Below are 17,407 nucleotides of genomic sequence, written 5' to 3' on the forward strand. Positions count from 1 at the left end.
AGCGTTCAATCTGAGCCATGATCAAACTCTTCAGTTTAAAATCAATAGTACCTTAAAGGGTACCAATCTTGGCTCATCAATTACTGACAAAAATTTGCTCAAATAAACTTCGAGTAATTTCTACCATCAATCAATGAAAATAATTTCGATCAATCAACTAGTAAAAATCCACACAAGTTGTTCTTCATAATCTCTTAATGATCTTCTTAATGCTTCGTCAGCAAATAAGAAAACAACATCAAACAACTTAAAAACTTACGTTTATCGCTGTCTGCGTTGGTATGCAGCGTATTCTATAGAGTTTCAAAACAAACACAAGCCCCTATCATAGAAATTTCTATGATATTGTGCTTGAGTGTGTATTTTTTAAACTAAATGCAATTTATTGCTTATTTAAAGATCAATATATCCACATATTTTGCCTTATGAAAGACGAATTTTATAATTCTTGGTAATTTTTATATTCTTCAATCTAAAAAGCCCGTATTTCAACGGACTTTTCGAATAATACGAATTTTAAGAAAACCAATGAAGTTATGAAAGTGGCTTTAGTTTGCTTGCTCAGCCAACCAACTCATGAATTTTTGTCGTTCAGCTTTACTAGCCTTCTGCCAAAGCTGAATTAATTGTTGATCTGCCCCATTTTCATTAATAGTCACATTTTTTGGAGCAGCTACAGGAGATACTACGTTCGCCGGCTTTACTGTTACGGATTGTGCATAAATAGGTGCCGGTTGATTTTCTGGCACAGCGTCTTTCTTCGTAAAATCTACAGCATTACCCAAAATACCATTGGAGAAAATCGTTTTTTGTTCTTTCTTTGCCCCAGCTTGCTGCACAAGTAATTGATTAGATTTGTCATACAAACCAAATATCGGTTGGTCTTTATATTTTTGCGCAGCATCAAAATCTTTTGGTGCATTGACTAGACCCAAACGATACTCTTGACCATCAATCAGTGCTGGAGTACGAATAGCAGCAACACCTGACTTTAATATATCGTGGGAATTATCAGCATGTTGAAAAAATTCGCTATAACGTACAGTTAATAGGTTTTCACCTGCATCTAGCTTATATTTCTCTGTAGATCGAAATAAACCACCTGTAACTTCTTGATCATTAACTGCAACTATTTTGATTTCTTCCGGAACAGTCAAAGTTACAGCTGCAAATCCTGCACTACTTAACATCAGCGCTGTAGCTGCAACAGTTAATCTTAAAGTCATCATTATCACTCTTTATCAATTATTTAGTTTCGATTGCACTATGCAATGCATATGTGACAATCTTATGACATCTAACAATCACTGTATATTTAGTTTCAAGACATTATTTAGATATTCATTCAAGAATTTTGCATATAAAAAAAGGATGCTTAAAGCATCCTTTTTTAATTCATCACACCATCATTACTTGAAAGTTTTGAATCGTTCTTCATCTGCAATAAAGGTTTTTTCACCTGCAGGCGCTTCAATCGAACCAAAAACAAGCTGTGCACGTAGTTTCCATTGATCTGGCACATCAAATGCCGCAGCTGTTTCAGCATCAACAATTGGATTGTAATGTTGCAATGATGCACCGATATTTTTTTCAGCCAATGCCGTCCAAGTAGCAAATTGAGCAATCGCCGTTGAGTGTTCAGACCATACTGGGAAATTATCTGCATAAAGTGCAAATTGTTCTTGGAGTGCTTTTACTACAGCCTGATCTTCATAAAATAATGCTGTACCAAAACCTGCTGCAAAACTATTAATCTTGCCATTGGTTCCTTCAAATGCATCTGCAGGTACAATTTTACGTAAAGTTTCACGTACGATATTCCAGAATTTTTGATGTGCATCACCAAACAGAATAACAACACGAGATGTTTGAGAGTTAAATGATGATGGACTTAAACGTACAGCATTTTTAATGGTTTGCTCAATTTCATCTTGCGATAAACTCACGTTATTACCAATAGAATAGATTGTGCGACGTTGTTCGATTTGATTCAAGAATGACATTACAAGACCTCTTTTTATTTTCAATTAGCTTACTAAGTTGTGATTTATAATAGGTGATGTTTTTAACAGTTGCATGACTATATTTACAACATTGTGTCTTATTTCTAGAACAATCAGTTATAAGCATCTAAATACCTACAACTCACTTACATTCAGATTTTGGTTTCACTGATTTAGAATGCAGAGATCAAAGCAACTTACAGAACATAGAAATTACTCATAAATTCTAAACTGATCTTGATCTTCGAGTTCTAAACGTTCAGGCGCTTGACCTTCAATTGAACCAAAGACTAACTGCGCACGAAGCAGCCATTGTTTTGAAATATCAAAGTGTTCGGCAACGGCATAATCAATGTGTGGATTATAGTGTTGTAAACATGCGCCTAAACCTGCATCTGCGATCGAAGTCCATACTGCGAATTGCGCCATGCCAGACGTTTGCTCCGACCACACTGGAAAATCTTCTGCACTTAATGGCACTTTCTTTTGTAATTGTTGAATCACAACTTGATCTTCATAGAAAAGTACAGTTCCCAGGCCAGCTGCACACTGATCTATTTTGAGCGCCACACCTTCAAAAATATAACTCGCAACATTCTTGCGTTGTACGTCTTTTACAATGTCCCAAAATTTTTGATGAGATTCGCCAAATAAAACCACAATACGTGTGCTTTGCGAATTATATGCAGATGGACAGCTTCTTACGGATTCTTGAATCAGTTCCGCCAAATAAGCCTGACTGTAATGCACCTTCTTTCCAAGCTTGTAGATACTACGACGTTTCTTTAGTTGGTCGACAAATGACGCTTCTACTTCTTGTTCGGTAGTTTTCTTTTTTAATTTAAAATCTTTAGTGATATCCGCAGTCAATACATGACCAATTTTATCGAGTAACGCCACCCTAAACACCCCAAAGCAATTTTTATATATAACAATAATTCCTTACTTATTCTAAGGGTATATCAGGCTGAATTTTGACTATGATTTATTCACATGTTGCTTTTTAAATCAATCAGTAAGCTCAAAAACAAAAAACTCCGCATTTTGCGGAGTTTATGTGACATTTAACGCATTTTATTTATCAGTTTCAAATAATGCTGCGACAAATGATTTTGCTGAGAATGGACGCAAGTCATCAATTTTCTCACCTACACCAATAAAACGAATTGGCACATGGGTCCGGCTTGCAATATTAAATAACACACCACCTTTTGCTGTACCATCAAGCTTAGTAATAGTTAGACCTGTAAGCCCTACTGCCTCGTCAAACATTTCAACTTGGTTAATGGCATTTTGACCTGTGCCTGCATCTACCACTAACATCACTTCATGCGGAGCTGTAGCATCAATTTTTTGCATTACACGTTTTACTTTAGACAACTCTTGCATGAGGTGTCCTTTGTTGTGTAAACGACCTGCAGTGTCTGCAATCAGCACATCTACGCCTTTTGCACGAGCACTTTCAAATGCATCAAAAATAACAGATGCAGAATCTGCACCATGACCTTGCGCCACAACGGCAATATTATTGCGTTCGCCCCAAATTTGTAATTGTTCTGTGGCTGCTGCACGGAATGTATCACCAGCAGCCAACATTACTTTTTTACCTTCACCTTGTAAGCGTTTCGCTAATTTACCAATCGTGGTGGTTTTACCCACACCATTTACACCAACAACCAAAATCACATACGGATTTTTATTGCTGTCGATATGTAGCGGTTTAACACGTGGTGCAAGTAATGCCACCAGTTCTTCTTGAAGCGCTTTATATAAAGAGTGCGAATAGATTAAATCGCCACGTTCAGTACGTTCAGTTAAGTTCGCAATAATCGTTTTGGTTGCATCGACACCAATGTCAGCAACCAAAAGTTGCTCTTCAACTTCCTCTAAAAGTTCATCGTCAATTTCCTTCCCACCGATCAGGATATTCACCATGCCGTCTGCCAAGTTCTTACGTGACTTTGCTAGACCTTCTTTCATACGACTAAAGAAGCCGCCTTTCACCTTCGAATCTTCAGTTTCTGACTCTGTTTCTTGTAATGGTGCAGCAACTTCTTGCTGCACTTTCGGTGTCTCGATAATCGGCACATTTACCGCAGGTAAACTCGGTAGCGTGACATCGTCATCACCGATATCAGCATCAATCAAAAATTTATTCTGCCCATGAGATTGCTGTTGCATGCCGAATCCTTGAAAAGCACTGCGTTAAAAAAACCGATTCTATCATAAGTTATCTTAAATTGAGTCGCTACACGCCTGTCAGAGCGAAGCACACTAAAAAACAACATGTTGAACTTGCAATCAAAATTAACTTTAGGAAAACTAGATAGCTATAAAATGCATTTTAATGGATTCCTTTGTGTCCCATAAAAACAGATTTTCTCCTTGTCTTTTTAAAACTTTATTTCGCTCTGCGCTTCCTATCTGTGTCATTAGCAGTTGCCTTTGGTCTGCAACTCATCTACATGCAGACACACGTACCCAATTAACACGTAGCACCTTTGAAACCACACTTAAAAATGGCTTAAAGGTCATTATCCGTGAAGACCACCGTGCGCCGATGGTAATGACCCATATTTGGTATCGTGTTGGCAGTAGTGATGAGTCGGGCAATCTATTAGGGATCTCCCACGCGCTCGAACATATGATGTTTAAAGGAACCACCAAAGTTCCTAATGATGAATTTACACGTCTCAGCCGTATCTATGGCGGCAGCATCAACGCTGCAACCTTTACCAATTACACCAATTATTATCAGTTGTATCCAAAAGCCTATTTTCCTATGGCGCTGGAGCTCGAAGCGGATCGTATGAGTAATTTACGATTGCAACAACAAGATTTCGAGCCTGAAATTAAAGTGGTTATGGAAGAACGCAGACAGCGTACAGATGATAACCCTCGTTCTTTGGCTTATGAACGTTTCAAATGGATCTCTTACCCAACCAGTCACTATCGTCAACCCGTCATTGGACACATGAAAAATCTGCAAAACATCAAATTAGCAGATTTAAAACAGTGGTATAAAGATTGGTATACCCCAAACAACGCCATTTTGGTGATTGTCGGTGATGTCGATGCCGAAGCAGCAATACGTCAAGTTCAAAAATACTTTGGTGATATTCCATCACGTAAAACACCTGATCGTAACGATGTGATGGAATTCGAACGTGTGGGCTATCGTCACATGGAACTAAATTTGCCCGTACAAGTGCCCAATTTGTATATGGCGTGGAATGTACGCTCACTGGCTACCGCAAAAAATCCACAAGATGCTTATGCACTCAATATTATTCGCAATATTTTAGACAGTGGGATCTCATCTCGCCTACAAGACAAACTGGTACGAGATAGAAAATTACTCACGGCTGTAAGCGTTTCTTATGATCCATACAATCGTGGAGACAGCTTGTTTACCATTTCAGCACTCCCTGCCGATGGCGTCAAAATGGAACAAGCGCAAAAAGCTATACAAGATGAAATCGACACTTTAAAAACAGAATTAGTCAAAACACCTGAAGTTGAACGTATCACCACACGTTTTGTCTCCAATTTAGTCTATAACCAAGATGACATCAGCAGCCAAGCCAAGACTATCGGTAACTTAGAAGTCAATGGGCTCAGTTTCAGGCTAATGGACGAATTACCAAAATTATATGAAAACGTCAGCGCACAGGATATTCAACGTGTCGCCAATGCGTATTTTGTCCGAGAAAATTTAAGCACCATGTATCTACTTCCAGAACAGACGGAGGTTCCAACAACCTCAAATAAAGCAGATCAAACAGTAAAATCCGCTCAAACGGAAGTTGTTATTCCAGAGCAACAAATCAGCTCAACCCAAAACACAGATAGCGTCTTGTAAGGATTAGTGATGACTATTACGAAAATTTTATCCCTAAGCTTACTCACTGCGTTTGGCTCAATCCTCCATGCAGAAACATATACGGAAAATGTTCCTGACCTCAACGATAATCCGAGCCAATTACAATCTATCCCCATGCTGCAAAGTTTAAAGAATTTACAGATTGATAAAGACTACCGTGCTCCACTTGTTCAAGTGCTGAAAAACCGAAATGGCGTAAATAGCCTGTTTGTTGAGTCACAAGATCTACCTATGGTGGATATTCAACTGACCTTTAATGCAGGTTCTGCTCGTGATGAAGAAGTCGGAAAAGGCTTGTATGGTGTTGCCAACATGGCTGCACGTTTAATCGATGAAGGCACAGAAAAATACAATGCAACGCAAATTGCCTCGGTTTTTGACCAAACAGGTGCTCAATTTAGCGTACAAGCACATCGAGATATGTTTGTCGTTCGGCTGCGCGTATTATCAGACCCTAAAAAATTAGAACCTGCTTTAAGTATGATGATGGACGTGATTAAAAATGCGACTTTTAAAAACTCCAGTCTAAACTTAGCACTCAGCAATAACCAAGCTGGTCAAAAACAACTCCAAGAAAGCCCAAGTCGCTTAATGAATATTCGTTTCTATCGGGCTGTATACGGCACACATCCTTATGCAGAACCGATTACGGGAACCAATGGCAGTATCAAAAAAATCACCCCAGACATTTTAAAAAAGTTTCGTGATCAATTTTTAGTTGCTCAAAACTTAAATATAGCCATTACAGGCAAACTCAGCAAAAAAGAAGCACAAAACCTTGCAGAACGTATTTCTGGAAACTTAAAGCAAGGCGAAAAAGCCAAGGCACTTGCACAACCAGAAGAAAAACAAGGCTTTGATATTATCCATCTTCCCTACAATTCCACCCAAGCCAACGTCATATTTGGACATTTAGGAACGACACGCGATAACAAAGATCGATTAGCCTTAGAAGTAGCCAATCGAATGTTTGGCGGTGGTGGTTTTAACTCGGTCCTCATGCAAGAGCTTCGCGTTAAACGTGGCTATACTTATGGTGCCTATAGTGCATTTAGCTTTAGCCAAGCACCTGGTATCTTTAGCTTTAGCTATGGAACACGTCAAGATCAGCTAATAGATAGTATTCGAGTGGCACACAAGGCTTTTAATGATTTTGTCAAAATGCCTATTGATCAAAAACAAATGGAAGAAACCAAAGCAGGCATGCTGCGTGCTTTTCCAAATAATTACAGCAGTAATGCAACGATCAATGCACAGCTTGGTCTATTGGGCTTTTATCAACAAGACCCAGATTATTTGACACAGTACCCTAAATTATTGGAAAAAATAACTGTAACTGATGTACAAAATGCGGTTCGTACTTACATGCACCCTGAAAATATAACTGTGATTGTGGTGAGCAAAACCTTAGATAAAAATGAAGTACAGCAGATATTGGAGAAGAATGTACAAGCAGCTCCAACCAAGATAATCCCTACAACTAAAGCTGTTCCTCTGCCAAAGCCGGAAGTTGATGTGCTCGCACAGACTCCATCTGATAAGCATGCATCAATTTAAGATAAGCACCCACACGAATGCGATCTTGCTGTCTCAGCAGCATCGCCATTTCCTGTGTTTCAGGATAACTTTGCTGCAACGCAAGTCGTGACACGTTTTGGTATTGCTGTACAGAAATAGGACGATATAAGGCAATCACAGCCAATACCAAAATCACCACGATCATGACTGAAACAAAGATATTATAAATTTGCTCAAGCTGTATTTTAGATTTGAATTGAATAATTTTTTCTAAATCAATAGTCATACACTACCTCAGGTTCAAAGTAGTGTATGGCTGACGTTCAAGAAGTTCAAGTCACAGCGCTTAAAACTGCATCAGTTCACCTTTTCAGTCTGTGAGTTAGCTAAACAATTTAATGAATAATGGTACGTATCACCGCAAAATAAAGAATTAATGCAATAATCGCCAAAACGATAAATACTGCAAAAATACTCATTCCACCTTCTGCATGCGCAGGATGTAAATCATCATCATCGGCGATTTTGAGTAATTCGCCATTATATGCATTGTAAAATTCTAAGCGCTGTGCCTTATCTAAATCCCGTGTGAAATCATATACACGTTTGCGCTGTGCCAAACCAAAATCCCCTAAATGAATTTCTTGATGAAAAATTGCTTCATCAAGATTGCGACGATGTAGATGTGCCAACTCCACAATTTGCGCTAATGTCGGAGGATAATCTAAAGTTAAACCGTCTAAAACTCTTGTCATTTACTTCTCCTTATTATCTACAACTTCTTATGATAGTATTTTACTCACGAAAACAATTGTCCATTGTTTAATCATGTAAACTATAGCAAATTAGAAATATTTACGTGAATAGTTGACAATTCAAGATAATTGTAATATTAGTTTAATAATACTTAGTTAAATTAGTTAATAGGGCTAAAGAATGGGCCCTTAATGATCATAATTAGAATAAGGAGTTAAATATGATTCAACAATTCTCTCAACATGAACTCGAACATGTATACGCAAATGCGGTAAACACAATTCAATCTCAAATGAACTTCAGCGATGCAGTTCATGAATTGGAAGATGCAGCTCGTGCTGGACATGGTAAAGCAGCGTTATTTTTGGCTGAACTTTATTATCAAGGCTTCCGCGTAGAACGTGACTCACTCAAAGCGCAATATTGGCAGAACATGGCCACCTTGCAAGCATAACAAAACGTCACTAAGGTGGCGTTTTTTACACCCTTCAACTTTTAACTACATAAATTCTTACAATCAAGTTCAAAGCTTACACAGCTTTTTCATAAGAATTTCCTACAATAGGAGCAACATCAACAACACGCTGCATATGATGTCTAAATTAAAGCAATATAAACCTATTCCAAAAGATTTATTTTTCAAAATTAGTATTTTAAAAACCATGATGTACTGTGGAGTCCTTTGGGGTCTCTACCACCAACAAGGTTGGGCAATGACCAGCGATCAAGATCATATTATCTTCCCGTTTTGGTTAAATGGCATTCAAGCGCATAAATATGCCAAAAAGCATTGGCCCAACTACACTCCACGACGCATTACACCACAAGATTTTGAGGCATCGCTATTACCGACATTAACACGCCTTAAAGTCATCCCTGCGTTGCATAGCTCAAGTCACATCCGTCTCAAGCTCACAACCTCGCAAATGCGTTTATTCTTTTTTAACCAAAATAAGATTCAAATGGCATAAAACCCTCAGTGCATGTTTGACCCCAACATGCACTGAAAAGTATTTGCTTTTTTCGAATTTCGCGCTAATTTAAATTAAACAAAAACTACTATAAAGGAATGAAAATATGACTACAGTTGCCCAAGTACTTAAAGACAAAGCTTATCAAGAAATCTACACCATCACTCCAGATGCGACTGTACTCGAAGCCATTTCCCTGATGGCACAAAAAGGCATTGGTGCCCTCGTTGTGACCCATGAAGGCACAGTCGTTGGTATTTTGTCTGAGCGTGATTACACACGTAAAATCGCCCTGATGGAAAGAACATCTTTCGATACCTCTGTCAGCGAAATTATGACTGGGAGCGTAATCACCGTGACAAGTGCAGCGACTGTCGAAGAATGTTTAGAGCTTATGACAGATCGCCATTTACGTCATTTACCTGTCGTTGAGGAACAGAAATTAACTGGCTTAATCTCCATCGGCGACCTTGTAAAAGCAGCAATGGATGATCAACGCAAACTGATCGAACAACTTCAACAATATATTTCAGGCTAAACTCAATAACTCCCCCCTTAATAAAGTTTAAGGGGGGAATCTAGAAATCAAAATTTTTCATATAATTCACCAAATGTAATGACATACACAATACAAATTAATTACTTTTCTCAATTTCATTTATTATGTTGAAACCTGCTTTAGATAAATTAGCCCACCTTGATGCCATCATTTTAGAATTGGAACGCTTGATGGTTTCTATGAAAGACGATGAACTGCTGCAATACCACCGACGTACGATTAATTTGGAGATTGCTTCTGCTGTCGCTGAAATTTTAGATGCAAAGGCAATTATTTATGCACTACATCCTGAGTTAATTCTAATTACATCAAGCTTTGACCACACTTTTTATAAAAAGTCAAAAAAAATATCCCAGTTAAAAACTGGGATACTTCGAATATAGATCAGGCTATACAACTGCAAAAGATTTTTGCACCATCAACAGATGATGAGCAACTTAGTCTTTTTTAATGGCAATAATTAATTTAAACCTAATTTTTCAGCCACATAGTCTGAGTCTTTATCGCCACGGCCTGAAACGTTAACAACAATCTTCACATCTTTAGCAAGTTTTGGCGCTTCACGAATTGCCCATGCAACAGCATGTGAACTTTCTAGTGCAGGAACAATACCTTCCACACGTGAAAGCGTCATGAATGCATCTAAACATTCTTGATCTGTCGCTGTTGTATATTCAACACGACCTAGGTCTTTTAACAAGCTATGTTGTGGTCCCACTCCAGGATAATCCAAACCTGATGCAATTGAATGCACTGGTAATGGTTCACCCTGTTCATCTTCAAGGACATAACATGCCATGCCATGAATTTGACTTGGCTTACCCAATGTCAACGTCGCAGAGTGCATATTGGTATCTAAGCCATGACCAGCCGGCTCTACACCCACAAGTTTAACATCGGTGTCATTGAGGAATGCTGTAAATGCACCAACGGCATTGGATCCACCACCCACACATGCAACCACATAGTCAGGATTTGCACCAAAACGCTCGTTGGTCTGAACTTTAATTTCATCACCAATAATTGACTGGAAGTCACGAACCATTTTCGGGAATGGATGTGGACCAACCACTGAACCAATCGCATAAATAAAATTGGTTGGATCTTTTAAATATTCTTCAAATGCGCTATCTACTGCATCTTTGAGCGTAGCTGTACCACGAGTAACAGAGATTAGGTTGGCACCTAAAATCTTCATTTTCACCACGTTTGGATGTTCTTTTTCAATATCCACTTGCCCCATGTGAATTTCACATGGAATACCCACCAAGGCACAAGCCGTTGCTAATGCCACACCATGCTGACCTGCACCAGTTTCTGCGATCACTTTGGTTTTACCCATGTATTTTGCTAACAAAGCTTCGCCAAGGCAGTGGTTAATTTTATGTGCGCCAGTATGGTTGAGATCTTCACGTTTCAGGTAGATTTGTGCTCCACCTAATTTTTCAGACAAGCGCTTTGCATAAAACAATGGACTAGGACGTCCAACATAGTGTGCAAACAACTCTTTCAATTCATTTTGAAATTCTTCTGTATGACGAATTTGCTCATAAGCAACATTAATGTCATCCATTGCCTGTTTTAAATCTGGTGGAATGAACTGCCCACCGTATTCACCGAAGAAACCTTCTTCATTAGGTAATGCGATACCATTAATTTGATGATCCATCATATTTCCTTCATGTTGTATGCAGAACAAAGACTTTTAAATACTATCCAATTTTGAAAATAAGAAACAATGCAAAATTGGAGTAAGTAATATAAACATCATTGATAAGAAAAAGTATCGTTTTTAACGCTTTAGCGCGCTAAATATTTCGTCATATCTTCCACACCTTTTAGGGTCATTGGGAACATATGATCTTCAAAGATTTGTTTAATCGCAGCAATGGTTTGGGTGTAATGCCAATAACTTTCTTCTTCTGGGTTTAACCACGCTGTTTTATCAAAATGATTACGTAAACGCTGTAACCACACCTGACCCGCTTCATCATTCATATATTCCACAGATCCACCTACCGAGTTCAACTCATACGGTGCCATACTTGCATCACCGACAACGATAACACGGTAATCTCGCCCATAGGTATTGAATAGATCCCATGTATTCATACGCGTGCTTGAACGGCGAATATTGTCTTTCCACACATAGTCATATAAACAGTTATGGAAATAGAAATACTCTAAGGTTTTAAATTCAGTTTTTGCAGCGGTAAAGAGCTTCTCGCATTGGGCAATATGTGAATCCATCGATCCCCCAACATCAAACAGCATCAACACTTTAATGCGGTTACGTCGTTCTGGAACAAGCTGTACATCCAAAATGCCTTGCTTGGCTGTTTCACGAATGGTTCCATCAATGTCAAGCTCATCTGCTGCACCTTGACGGGCAAATTTACGCAAACGACGCAATGCCATCTGCATCTGACGACTGCCGAGAATCTGCTCATCATCTAGGTTTCGGTATTGACGTTGTTCCCAAACTTTCACCGCAGATCGTTTACGACCAGGCCCACCGATACGCACGCCTTCAGGATGGTCACCATAGGCACCAAAGGGCGAGGTACCGCCCGTACCAATCATTCGATTACCACCCTGATGCTTTTTATGCTGCTCGCGTAAACGCTCTTCGAGCATTTTCATCAATTCTTCTAATGAACCAGCTTTTTTTAATTCTTCTCGTTGTTCTGGTGTTAAATGCTTTTCGATTAGCTCAAGGTCAAACCAATCCTTTGGCAGTTTATGTACCTGATTTAATAGCTCATCCAAATCAAAGGTGGCAATACCGTCAAAATAGTCCTTCATTGCACGGTCGAACTTATCAAAGTAACGTTCATCTTTGACCATGACGGTTTTTGCAAGCTGATAAAATTCATTTTGATCTGCAAAGACCAGCCCTGCTGCCACTGCTTGGTTCAAGTCAATCAATTCACGAGTTGAAACAGGAACACCGTATTTTCGAAGGGTATAAAACAATCGCACAAACATAGGCGAATAAAATCCAATAAAAATTAAATATCAGGAGGTCAAATCCAGTGTGAATGCATGTGATCTTGTTATTTCATCTGCAACTGAGTCTTGCCTTTACATCCACCATTATGAAAAATTGATTCCTACAAGTAAAGCCAAAAGCTTTTACTGTGTGTTCATATACGTTGCCCTACCTACCCAAAGAAACACAAACGGCATGATTTATTCGCAAGTCGCATTTCTTTCTTTAAGTGATTTTTTAAGAGTTTCATATTTGCGCTGAACATCGAGACGATCCTGCTGCAACTTTTCAATGGATACGATTTTATGAAAACCTTGATGGTTTCTATAGCGGTTAAAGTCATTTAGATTCAAGATCACAAAATCATAGTATTTCAGCTCGAGTACAGTTGCAGCACAGGCCTTTTGTTGAATGGTCGTTTGAGCTGCGAGATGATCTGATTGATCAATGAGCTTTTCTTTAAGTTGATGTTCTGCAACTTGCGCCCAATACGCATCCTGGAGTAGCTGTTGATGCTGCTGTTCAAACTGAGCATCATCCATCGCATAGCTATACCCAGATAAATACAAGCTCGCAGCCAACAAGAGTACGGTCGGCTTTAATCTCTTAGTTACAGCTATGTGTACTTGAGATAAGTATGCGCTTGTCTGCATAATTCACCTTTATATTTTTAATGCTCAAAATAAAAGCCGGATAACCGGCTTTTAAATCTTTTAAAGAATTAATATCAATTAACGACGTGACATAAATGCTAGACGCTCAAGCAATTGCACATCTTGTTCGTTCTTAATCAAGGCACCATAAAGCGGTGGAATTGATTTTGATTTATCTGTGTTGCGTAAAATATCTTCTGGCATATCATCAGCCATCAGCAAACTCAACCAATCAATCAACTCAGAAGTTGAAGGCGGTTTCTTTAAACCCGGAACTTGACGTAATTTAAAGAAAATTTGCAGTGCTTCAGAAACCAAGGTATTTGAAATATTTTCAAAATGCACATCGATGATTTCACGCATGGTTGCTTCATCAGGGAATTCAATATAATGGAAGAAACAACGACGCAAAAAGGCATCTGGAAGTTCTTTTTCATTATTTGAAGTAATGATCACGATTGGACGTTGTGTTGCCGTAATCGTTTCACCTGTCTCGTACACAAAGAATGACATTTTATCGAGTTCATGCAGCAAATCATTAGGGAATTCGATATCTGCTTTATCAATCTCGTCAATTAGAAGTACACAACGTTCTTCACTGGTGAATGCTTCCCAAAGTTTACCCGGCTTAATATAGTTTTTGATGTCATAAACACGGTCATCGCCCAACTGACTATCACGCAGACGGGATACGGCGTCATACTCGTACAAACCTTGTTGAGCCTTGGTCGTCGATTTGATATGCCAAGTAATGAGCTTAAGGCCTAAACTTTCAGCCACTTGTTCGGCTAAAAGTGTTTTACCTGTCCCCGGCTCACCTTTAACCAAAAGTGGCTTTTGCAATGAACGTGCAGCTTTTACTGCAAGTTTTAAGCTATCGGTCGCAATATATTGATCTGTACCAGTAAATTGTTGAGTTTCAACAGACATGACATAACCTTATTTTTTTATTTAAAGCGGTGAAATTTTCTTGTTTACAACGTGCTGTGGTTTCGCTGCATTGTATTTGGTCCAAAAATAACCGAGGACTAAACCAATACCCACCACAAAGAGAATCAACGATAGATTCAACCAAACCAATGGCTGATCTTTTGTTAATACACCAAAAATCAAACCAAAAATCGCAGGTGCGATTGCTGCATTTGAACCTTCAGAAACGGTTGGTGTTAATAAAATAGCAAATACGATAAGCCAACCAATGGCACCGATCGTTTTGGGTAAGCGCTTCATCAGCCCATACCAACACAACAAAGCAATTACAGCCCCACCTAGGTAAACCGTAATTGCAATACTGCTTTCAGGAATTGAGTCCAATACCGATACTACACCATTCATTTTCACAACTCCTGAATTAACTTAAGCGCCGCGCAAGCCTTCTGGCTCAACTGCATTTGGGTCAATTAAACCTTCTGGAGGCATTTGAATAAAGAACCCTTTTGTTTCAATTGAATCTAATACATGCAATACGTTCACACGTGCAAGTTTGCGTGATTCACTGAGTTCTAGATCCATGACAAATGTGGCACGACCAAATGCTGTACGTAAAGCATCAGGCATTACTGCAAGCGGATCTGTCGCTTCAGTTTCGTTTTCATTAACTTCAGGACGAGCAATATAAAGATACATTTCATCTTTTTTGCTCGATTTGTAGATAGAACAGTACATAATTGAATCAATACTCATTAAACGCAAGGCAAAGGATACATCAAAAAAAAGACTGATACATTAGTGTTTATTAACGCATCAGTCGTGAATTTGTATAAGTGATAGTTCTTTAATCAATCAGAACTTATTCCAACACTTTCATTTGACCAGAAAGATAGCTTTCATCGGCATGCAGCACTTCAATTAAAGGCTTCGTCAGCAAATCATAGCGCCAGCCCAACAAATAACTCGGTAAATCTTGTTCATCATTATGAAAAACCACATGCTGATACAAAGCATTTAACCATTTTTTGCGCATTAAAACTTCTTTAGGCACAGAGGTTTCTTGTACTGCACGCTGAATAACGGTATCGACGCGTGAACCAATATCCTGAGAAGAGTGACGAATTGGACGTGCCATACGCAGCGGCCATTCAGCTTGTTCAGGTAAAAACTTCAACAAATCTAAAATAATTTTACCATGCTCACGCACAATGTTCGGACGAATGTCTTTCACCGCACTCAATTGAAAATTATTTTTTGGATTCTTTTCTACCATATCAATGATGGTTGAGTTTTTAAGAATAAAGCTACGTGGCTGATTTAAGGCTTTCACCATTTGCTCACGCCAAACGGCCAATTGCTGAATTTGCATGAGCTGACGACGTGAATGTCGATAATTACCAATATCGTGATACAGCAAATGGATCGGCGTTTCAGTGCCAATTTCATAAGTTAAATTTTTGCAGTCCTCAAGCACACAATTTAATAAACTTTTCGCAGCCAACTCATTTTGAATCGTTTGGCTTAAATTCATTAAATAATGTACATCATTCGCTGCATAGTTCAATTGCTCGGCACTGAGTGGACGAGCCAACCAATCTGAACGTGTCTGATCTTTATCTATATCTACATCGAGCATAGTTTTTAAGGCATTTTGATAGCTGACTTGTAAGCCATGCCCTAAAAATGACATCCCAACTTGTGTATCAAAGACATTTTCTAAAGACTTATGCTGTGCATAGTGATAAATCAGGTCGATATCTTCACTACAAGCATGAAAAATGTTTTGCTGAGCCGCAAATAATTTTTGCCAGAATTGGCTTAAATCGAGGGTTGTACCATCAAGTAAATACACCTGATTTTGTACATTAATTTGGAAAAGTCCAAGTTTGGGCCACAGGGTATCTACTTTTATAAACTCGGTGTCGAGTCCGTAAATCGAGCTTTGGTCCATAAGATTTAAAACAGAATTTAAATCTGGCTGATTTTGAATGAATTGATACATAAGTTGCTGAGTCTAATTTTAGATGCTCTATGAGCTTATATTAACTGATATATATTATTTATCTATAAGGAAAAACGTTATTTTAGTGACTTATTTTCTTTATTTGGCTTTTTTATTCATTATTAACAAAAACTTTAATCGTTATTAAGTATAAATAATTAGGTGAATTTTATACAAAGCGAAACGAGTTTCGCTCTATAGTTACTTCATTCGCATTCGGTTATGCACGGCCTGACTTAAAGTATGACTATCCACATATTCAAGCTCACCACCCTGTGGTACACCCTGTGCAATACGGGTCATTTGTATTGGTAAATGCTTGGTCGCTTCAACCAAATAATGTGCTGTCGCTTGACCTTCTACCGTTGCATTGGTCGCCAAGATCACTTCCTGCACTTTACCATCACTTAATCGTTGAATTAAATATGGGATACCAATTTCGTCTGGGCCAATACCATCGAGTGGCGACAAATGTCCACCCAATACATGATATTTCCCTCTAAAACTGCCACTTTGCTCGATTGCCATGACATCTGCGGGAGATTCAACCACACAAAGCAGTTGATCATCACGTTCTGACGAGACGCATATGTTGCACACTTCATCTTCAGTCAATGAATGGCAAATTGTACATTCATGAATATAGTTGGTTGCTTCAGTCAAGGCATGTGCCAAACCAACAGCGCCTTCCCTATTTTTCATGATTAAGTGCAGTGCCATACGTTGAGCCGACTTTGGCCCAACGCTTGGCAAAATACGCAATGCCTGTACAAGTTGATCAAAACGATCACTAAACATTCAACGTATTCCTTAGAATAAACCTGAAAGACCTGGTGGAAGACCCATACCAGAGTTTGCAGATTTCAGTTTTTCTTCTGAAATTACTTCAGCTTGACGTGAAGCATCATTCATTGCTGCTGCAATTAAGTCTTCAATCATATCTGCATCATCTTGAAGTAGTTCAGGATTGATTTCGATACGTTTCACTACATGACGTGCAGTCATAGTAACTTTAACCAGACCACCACCTGCTTCAGCGTGAACTTCAACTTGTGCAAGCTCTTCCTTGGCTTTTTTAATGTTGCTCTCAACTTCTTTTTGCATGCGTTGAGCTTGCTGCATGAGCATATTAATGTTCAT

General features: G+C 38.7%; 20 protein-coding genes and 1 pseudogene. 6 read left to right on the forward strand and 15 right to left on the reverse strand.

Features of this window, described 5'->3' with window-relative positions:
• Positions 1-548: 548 nt before the first annotated feature.
• The 4 genes from FTT76_RS16560 to ftsY form a co-directional block, all read right to left on the reverse strand.
• Positions 549-1,226, reverse strand: a complete 678-nt coding sequence (locus FTT76_RS16560; protein ID WP_180007383.1) for a DUF2057 domain-containing protein — start codon at positions 1,224-1,226, stop codon at positions 549-551.
• Between the two features lie 183 nt (positions 1,227-1,409).
• Positions 1,410-2,003 (reverse strand): nitroreductase family protein, encoded by a 594-nt coding sequence (locus FTT76_RS16565; protein WP_180007270.1) that lies wholly within the window; start codon positions 2,001-2,003, stop codon positions 1,410-1,412.
• A 213-nt stretch (positions 2,004-2,216) separates the two neighbouring features.
• Entirely contained in the window at positions 2,217-2,903 is a 687-nt protein-coding gene (locus FTT76_RS16570) for a nitroreductase family protein (protein WP_180007271.1), read from the reverse strand.
• 174 nt (positions 2,904-3,077) lie between these two features.
• A complete protein-coding gene (gene ftsY / locus FTT76_RS16575; RefSeq protein ID WP_180007272.1) occupies positions 3,078-4,184 on the reverse strand; it encodes a signal recognition particle-docking protein FtsY in 1,107 nt (368 codons plus the stop codon).
• Positions 4,185-4,434: 250 nt separating this feature from the next.
• Between ftsY and FTT76_RS16580 the strand changes: the two are divergent.
• Positions 4,435-5,748 (forward strand): annotated as a pseudogene (locus tag FTT76_RS16580) (M16 family metallopeptidase); the annotation flags it as partial.
• A 123-nt stretch (positions 5,749-5,871) separates the two neighbouring features.
• On the forward strand, positions 5,872-7,443 hold the full coding sequence (locus tag FTT76_RS16585; protein WP_373686562.1) for a M16 family metallopeptidase: 1,572 nt from the start codon (positions 5,872-5,874) through the stop codon (positions 7,441-7,443).
• Here the strand turns inward: FTT76_RS16585 and FTT76_RS16590 are convergent.
• The gene (locus tag FTT76_RS16590; protein WP_078193898.1) at positions 7,367-7,690 is read right to left on the reverse strand and encodes a hypothetical protein; all 324 of its coding nucleotides are present in this window, start codon (positions 7,688-7,690) and stop codon (positions 7,367-7,369) included. The genes FTT76_RS16585 and FTT76_RS16590 overlap by 77 nt on opposite strands.
• 109 nt (positions 7,691-7,799) lie before the next feature.
• A complete protein-coding gene (locus FTT76_RS16595; RefSeq protein ID WP_111884936.1) occupies positions 7,800-8,159 on the reverse strand; it encodes a hypothetical protein in 360 nt (119 codons plus the stop codon).
• A 221-nt stretch (positions 8,160-8,380) separates the two neighbouring features.
• Between FTT76_RS16595 and FTT76_RS16600 the strand changes: the two genes are divergently transcribed.
• The 4 genes from FTT76_RS16600 (at position 8,381) to FTT76_RS16615 (ending at position 10,073) form a co-directional block, all read left to right on the forward strand.
• Positions 8,381-8,614: a hypothetical protein gene (locus FTT76_RS16600; protein WP_078188494.1), complete on the forward strand. Its 234-nt coding sequence runs from the start codon at positions 8,381-8,383 to the stop codon at positions 8,612-8,614.
• A 139-nt stretch (positions 8,615-8,753) separates the two neighbouring features.
• Positions 8,754-9,131, forward strand: coding sequence for a DUF2750 domain-containing protein (locus tag FTT76_RS16605; RefSeq protein WP_180007275.1), 378 nt, complete (start codon positions 8,754-8,756; stop codon positions 9,129-9,131).
• Positions 9,132-9,237: 106 nt separating this feature from the next.
• Positions 9,238-9,669 carry a CBS domain-containing protein gene (locus tag FTT76_RS16610; protein ID WP_078193901.1) on the forward strand — a complete coding sequence of 144 codons (432 nt, stop codon included), beginning with the start codon at positions 9,238-9,240 and terminating at the stop codon, positions 9,667-9,669.
• A gap of 125 nt (positions 9,670-9,794) precedes the next feature.
• Entirely contained in the window at positions 9,795-10,073 is a 279-nt protein-coding gene (locus FTT76_RS16615; protein ID WP_180007276.1) for a hypothetical protein, read from the forward strand.
• A gap of 77 nt (positions 10,074-10,150) precedes the next feature.
• On the opposite strand, the gene trpB is transcribed toward FTT76_RS16615, so the two are convergent.
• The 9 genes from trpB to FTT76_RS16660 all read right to left on the reverse strand — a co-directional run bounded on the left by trpB (position 10,151) and on the right by FTT76_RS16660 (position 17,407).
• A complete protein-coding gene (gene trpB, locus FTT76_RS16620; RefSeq protein ID WP_180007277.1) occupies positions 10,151-11,359 on the reverse strand; it encodes a tryptophan synthase subunit beta in 1,209 nt (402 codons plus the stop codon).
• Between the two features lie 131 nt (positions 11,360-11,490).
• Positions 11,491-12,678: a VWA domain-containing protein gene (locus tag FTT76_RS16625; RefSeq protein ID WP_180007278.1), complete on the reverse strand. Its 1,188-nt coding sequence runs from the start codon at positions 12,676-12,678 to the stop codon at positions 11,491-11,493.
• Between the two features lie 204 nt (positions 12,679-12,882).
• Positions 12,883-13,335 carry a hypothetical protein gene (locus FTT76_RS16630; RefSeq protein ID WP_180007279.1) on the reverse strand — a complete coding sequence of 151 codons (453 nt, stop codon included), beginning with the start codon at positions 13,333-13,335 and terminating at the stop codon, positions 12,883-12,885.
• 78 nt (positions 13,336-13,413) lie between these two features.
• Positions 13,414-14,265, reverse strand: a complete 852-nt coding sequence (locus FTT76_RS16635) for a MoxR family ATPase (RefSeq protein WP_078188501.1) — start codon at positions 14,263-14,265, stop codon at positions 13,414-13,416.
• 21 nt (positions 14,266-14,286) lie between these two features.
• Positions 14,287-14,670, reverse strand: coding sequence for a hypothetical protein (locus FTT76_RS16640; protein WP_078193907.1), 384 nt, complete (start codon positions 14,668-14,670; stop codon positions 14,287-14,289).
• A gap of 21 nt (positions 14,671-14,691) precedes the next feature.
• Positions 14,692-15,000, reverse strand: coding sequence for a YcgL domain-containing protein (locus tag FTT76_RS16645; protein WP_078188503.1), 309 nt, complete (start codon positions 14,998-15,000; stop codon positions 14,692-14,694).
• Between the two features lie 124 nt (positions 15,001-15,124).
• Complete coding sequence (locus tag FTT76_RS16650; protein WP_180007280.1) at positions 15,125-16,267, reverse strand: HRDC domain-containing protein; 1,143 nt, start codon at positions 16,265-16,267, stop codon at positions 15,125-15,127.
• A gap of 201 nt (positions 16,268-16,468) precedes the next feature.
• Positions 16,469-17,065 carry a recombination mediator RecR gene (recR, locus tag FTT76_RS16655; RefSeq protein WP_180005090.1) on the reverse strand — a complete coding sequence of 199 codons (597 nt, stop codon included), beginning with the start codon at positions 17,063-17,065 and terminating at the stop codon, positions 16,469-16,471.
• A 12-nt stretch (positions 17,066-17,077) separates the two neighbouring features.
• A complete protein-coding gene (locus FTT76_RS16660; protein WP_078188506.1) occupies positions 17,078-17,407 on the reverse strand; it encodes a YbaB/EbfC family nucleoid-associated protein in 330 nt (109 codons plus the stop codon).

It is taken from the genome of Acinetobacter sp. YH01009, assembly GCF_013420765.1.
GTDB lineage: Bacteria > Pseudomonadota > Gammaproteobacteria > Pseudomonadales > Moraxellaceae > Acinetobacter > Acinetobacter amyesii.

Coding starts and splice junctions, on each gene's coding strand:
- FTT76_RS16560 (WP_180007383.1), bottom strand. CDS start 1,226: ATGACTTTAAGATTAACTGTTGCAGCTACAGCGCTGATGTTAAGTAGT.
- FTT76_RS16565 (WP_180007270.1), bottom strand. CDS start 2,003: ATGTCATTCTTGAATCAAATCGAACAACGTCGCACAATCTATTCTATT.
- ftsY (WP_180007272.1), bottom strand. CDS start 4,184: ATGCAACAGCAATCTCATGGGCAGAATAAATTTTTGATTGATGCTGAT.
- FTT76_RS16590 (WP_078193898.1), bottom strand. CDS start 7,690: ATGACTATTGATTTAGAAAAAATTATTCAATTCAAATCTAAAATACAG.
- FTT76_RS16595 (WP_111884936.1), bottom strand. CDS start 8,159: ATGACAAGAGTTTTAGACGGTTTAACTTTAGATTATCCTCCGACATTA.
- FTT76_RS16600 (WP_078188494.1), top strand. CDS start 8,381: ATGATTCAACAATTCTCTCAACATGAACTCGAACATGTATACGCAAAT.
- FTT76_RS16605 (WP_180007275.1), top strand. CDS start 8,754: ATGTCTAAATTAAAGCAATATAAACCTATTCCAAAAGATTTATTTTTC.
- FTT76_RS16610 (WP_078193901.1), top strand. CDS start 9,238: ATGACTACAGTTGCCCAAGTACTTAAAGACAAAGCTTATCAAGAAATC.
- FTT76_RS16615 (WP_180007276.1), top strand. CDS start 9,795: ATGTTGAAACCTGCTTTAGATAAATTAGCCCACCTTGATGCCATCATT.
- trpB (WP_180007277.1), bottom strand. CDS start 11,359: ATGGATCATCAAATTAATGGTATCGCATTACCTAATGAAGAAGGTTTC.
- FTT76_RS16625 (WP_180007278.1), bottom strand. CDS start 12,678: ATGTTTGTGCGATTGTTTTATACCCTTCGAAAATACGGTGTTCCTGTT.
- FTT76_RS16630 (WP_180007279.1), bottom strand. CDS start 13,335: ATGCAGACAAGCGCATACTTATCTCAAGTACACATAGCTGTAACTAAG.
- FTT76_RS16635 (WP_078188501.1), bottom strand. CDS start 14,265: ATGTCTGTTGAAACTCAACAATTTACTGGTACAGATCAATATATTGCG.
- FTT76_RS16640 (WP_078193907.1), bottom strand. CDS start 14,670: ATGAATGGTGTAGTATCGGTATTGGACTCAATTCCTGAAAGCAGTATT.
- FTT76_RS16645 (WP_078188503.1), bottom strand. CDS start 15,000: ATGTACTGTTCTATCTACAAATCGAGCAAAAAAGATGAAATGTATCTT.
- FTT76_RS16650 (WP_180007280.1), bottom strand. CDS start 16,267: ATGTATCAATTCATTCAAAATCAGCCAGATTTAAATTCTGTTTTAAAT.
- recR (WP_180005090.1), bottom strand. CDS start 17,065: ATGTTTAGTGATCGTTTTGATCAACTTGTACAGGCATTGCGTATTTTG.
- FTT76_RS16660 (WP_078188506.1), bottom strand. CDS start 17,407: ATGAACATTAATATGCTCATGCAGCAAGCTCAACGCATGCAAAAAGAA.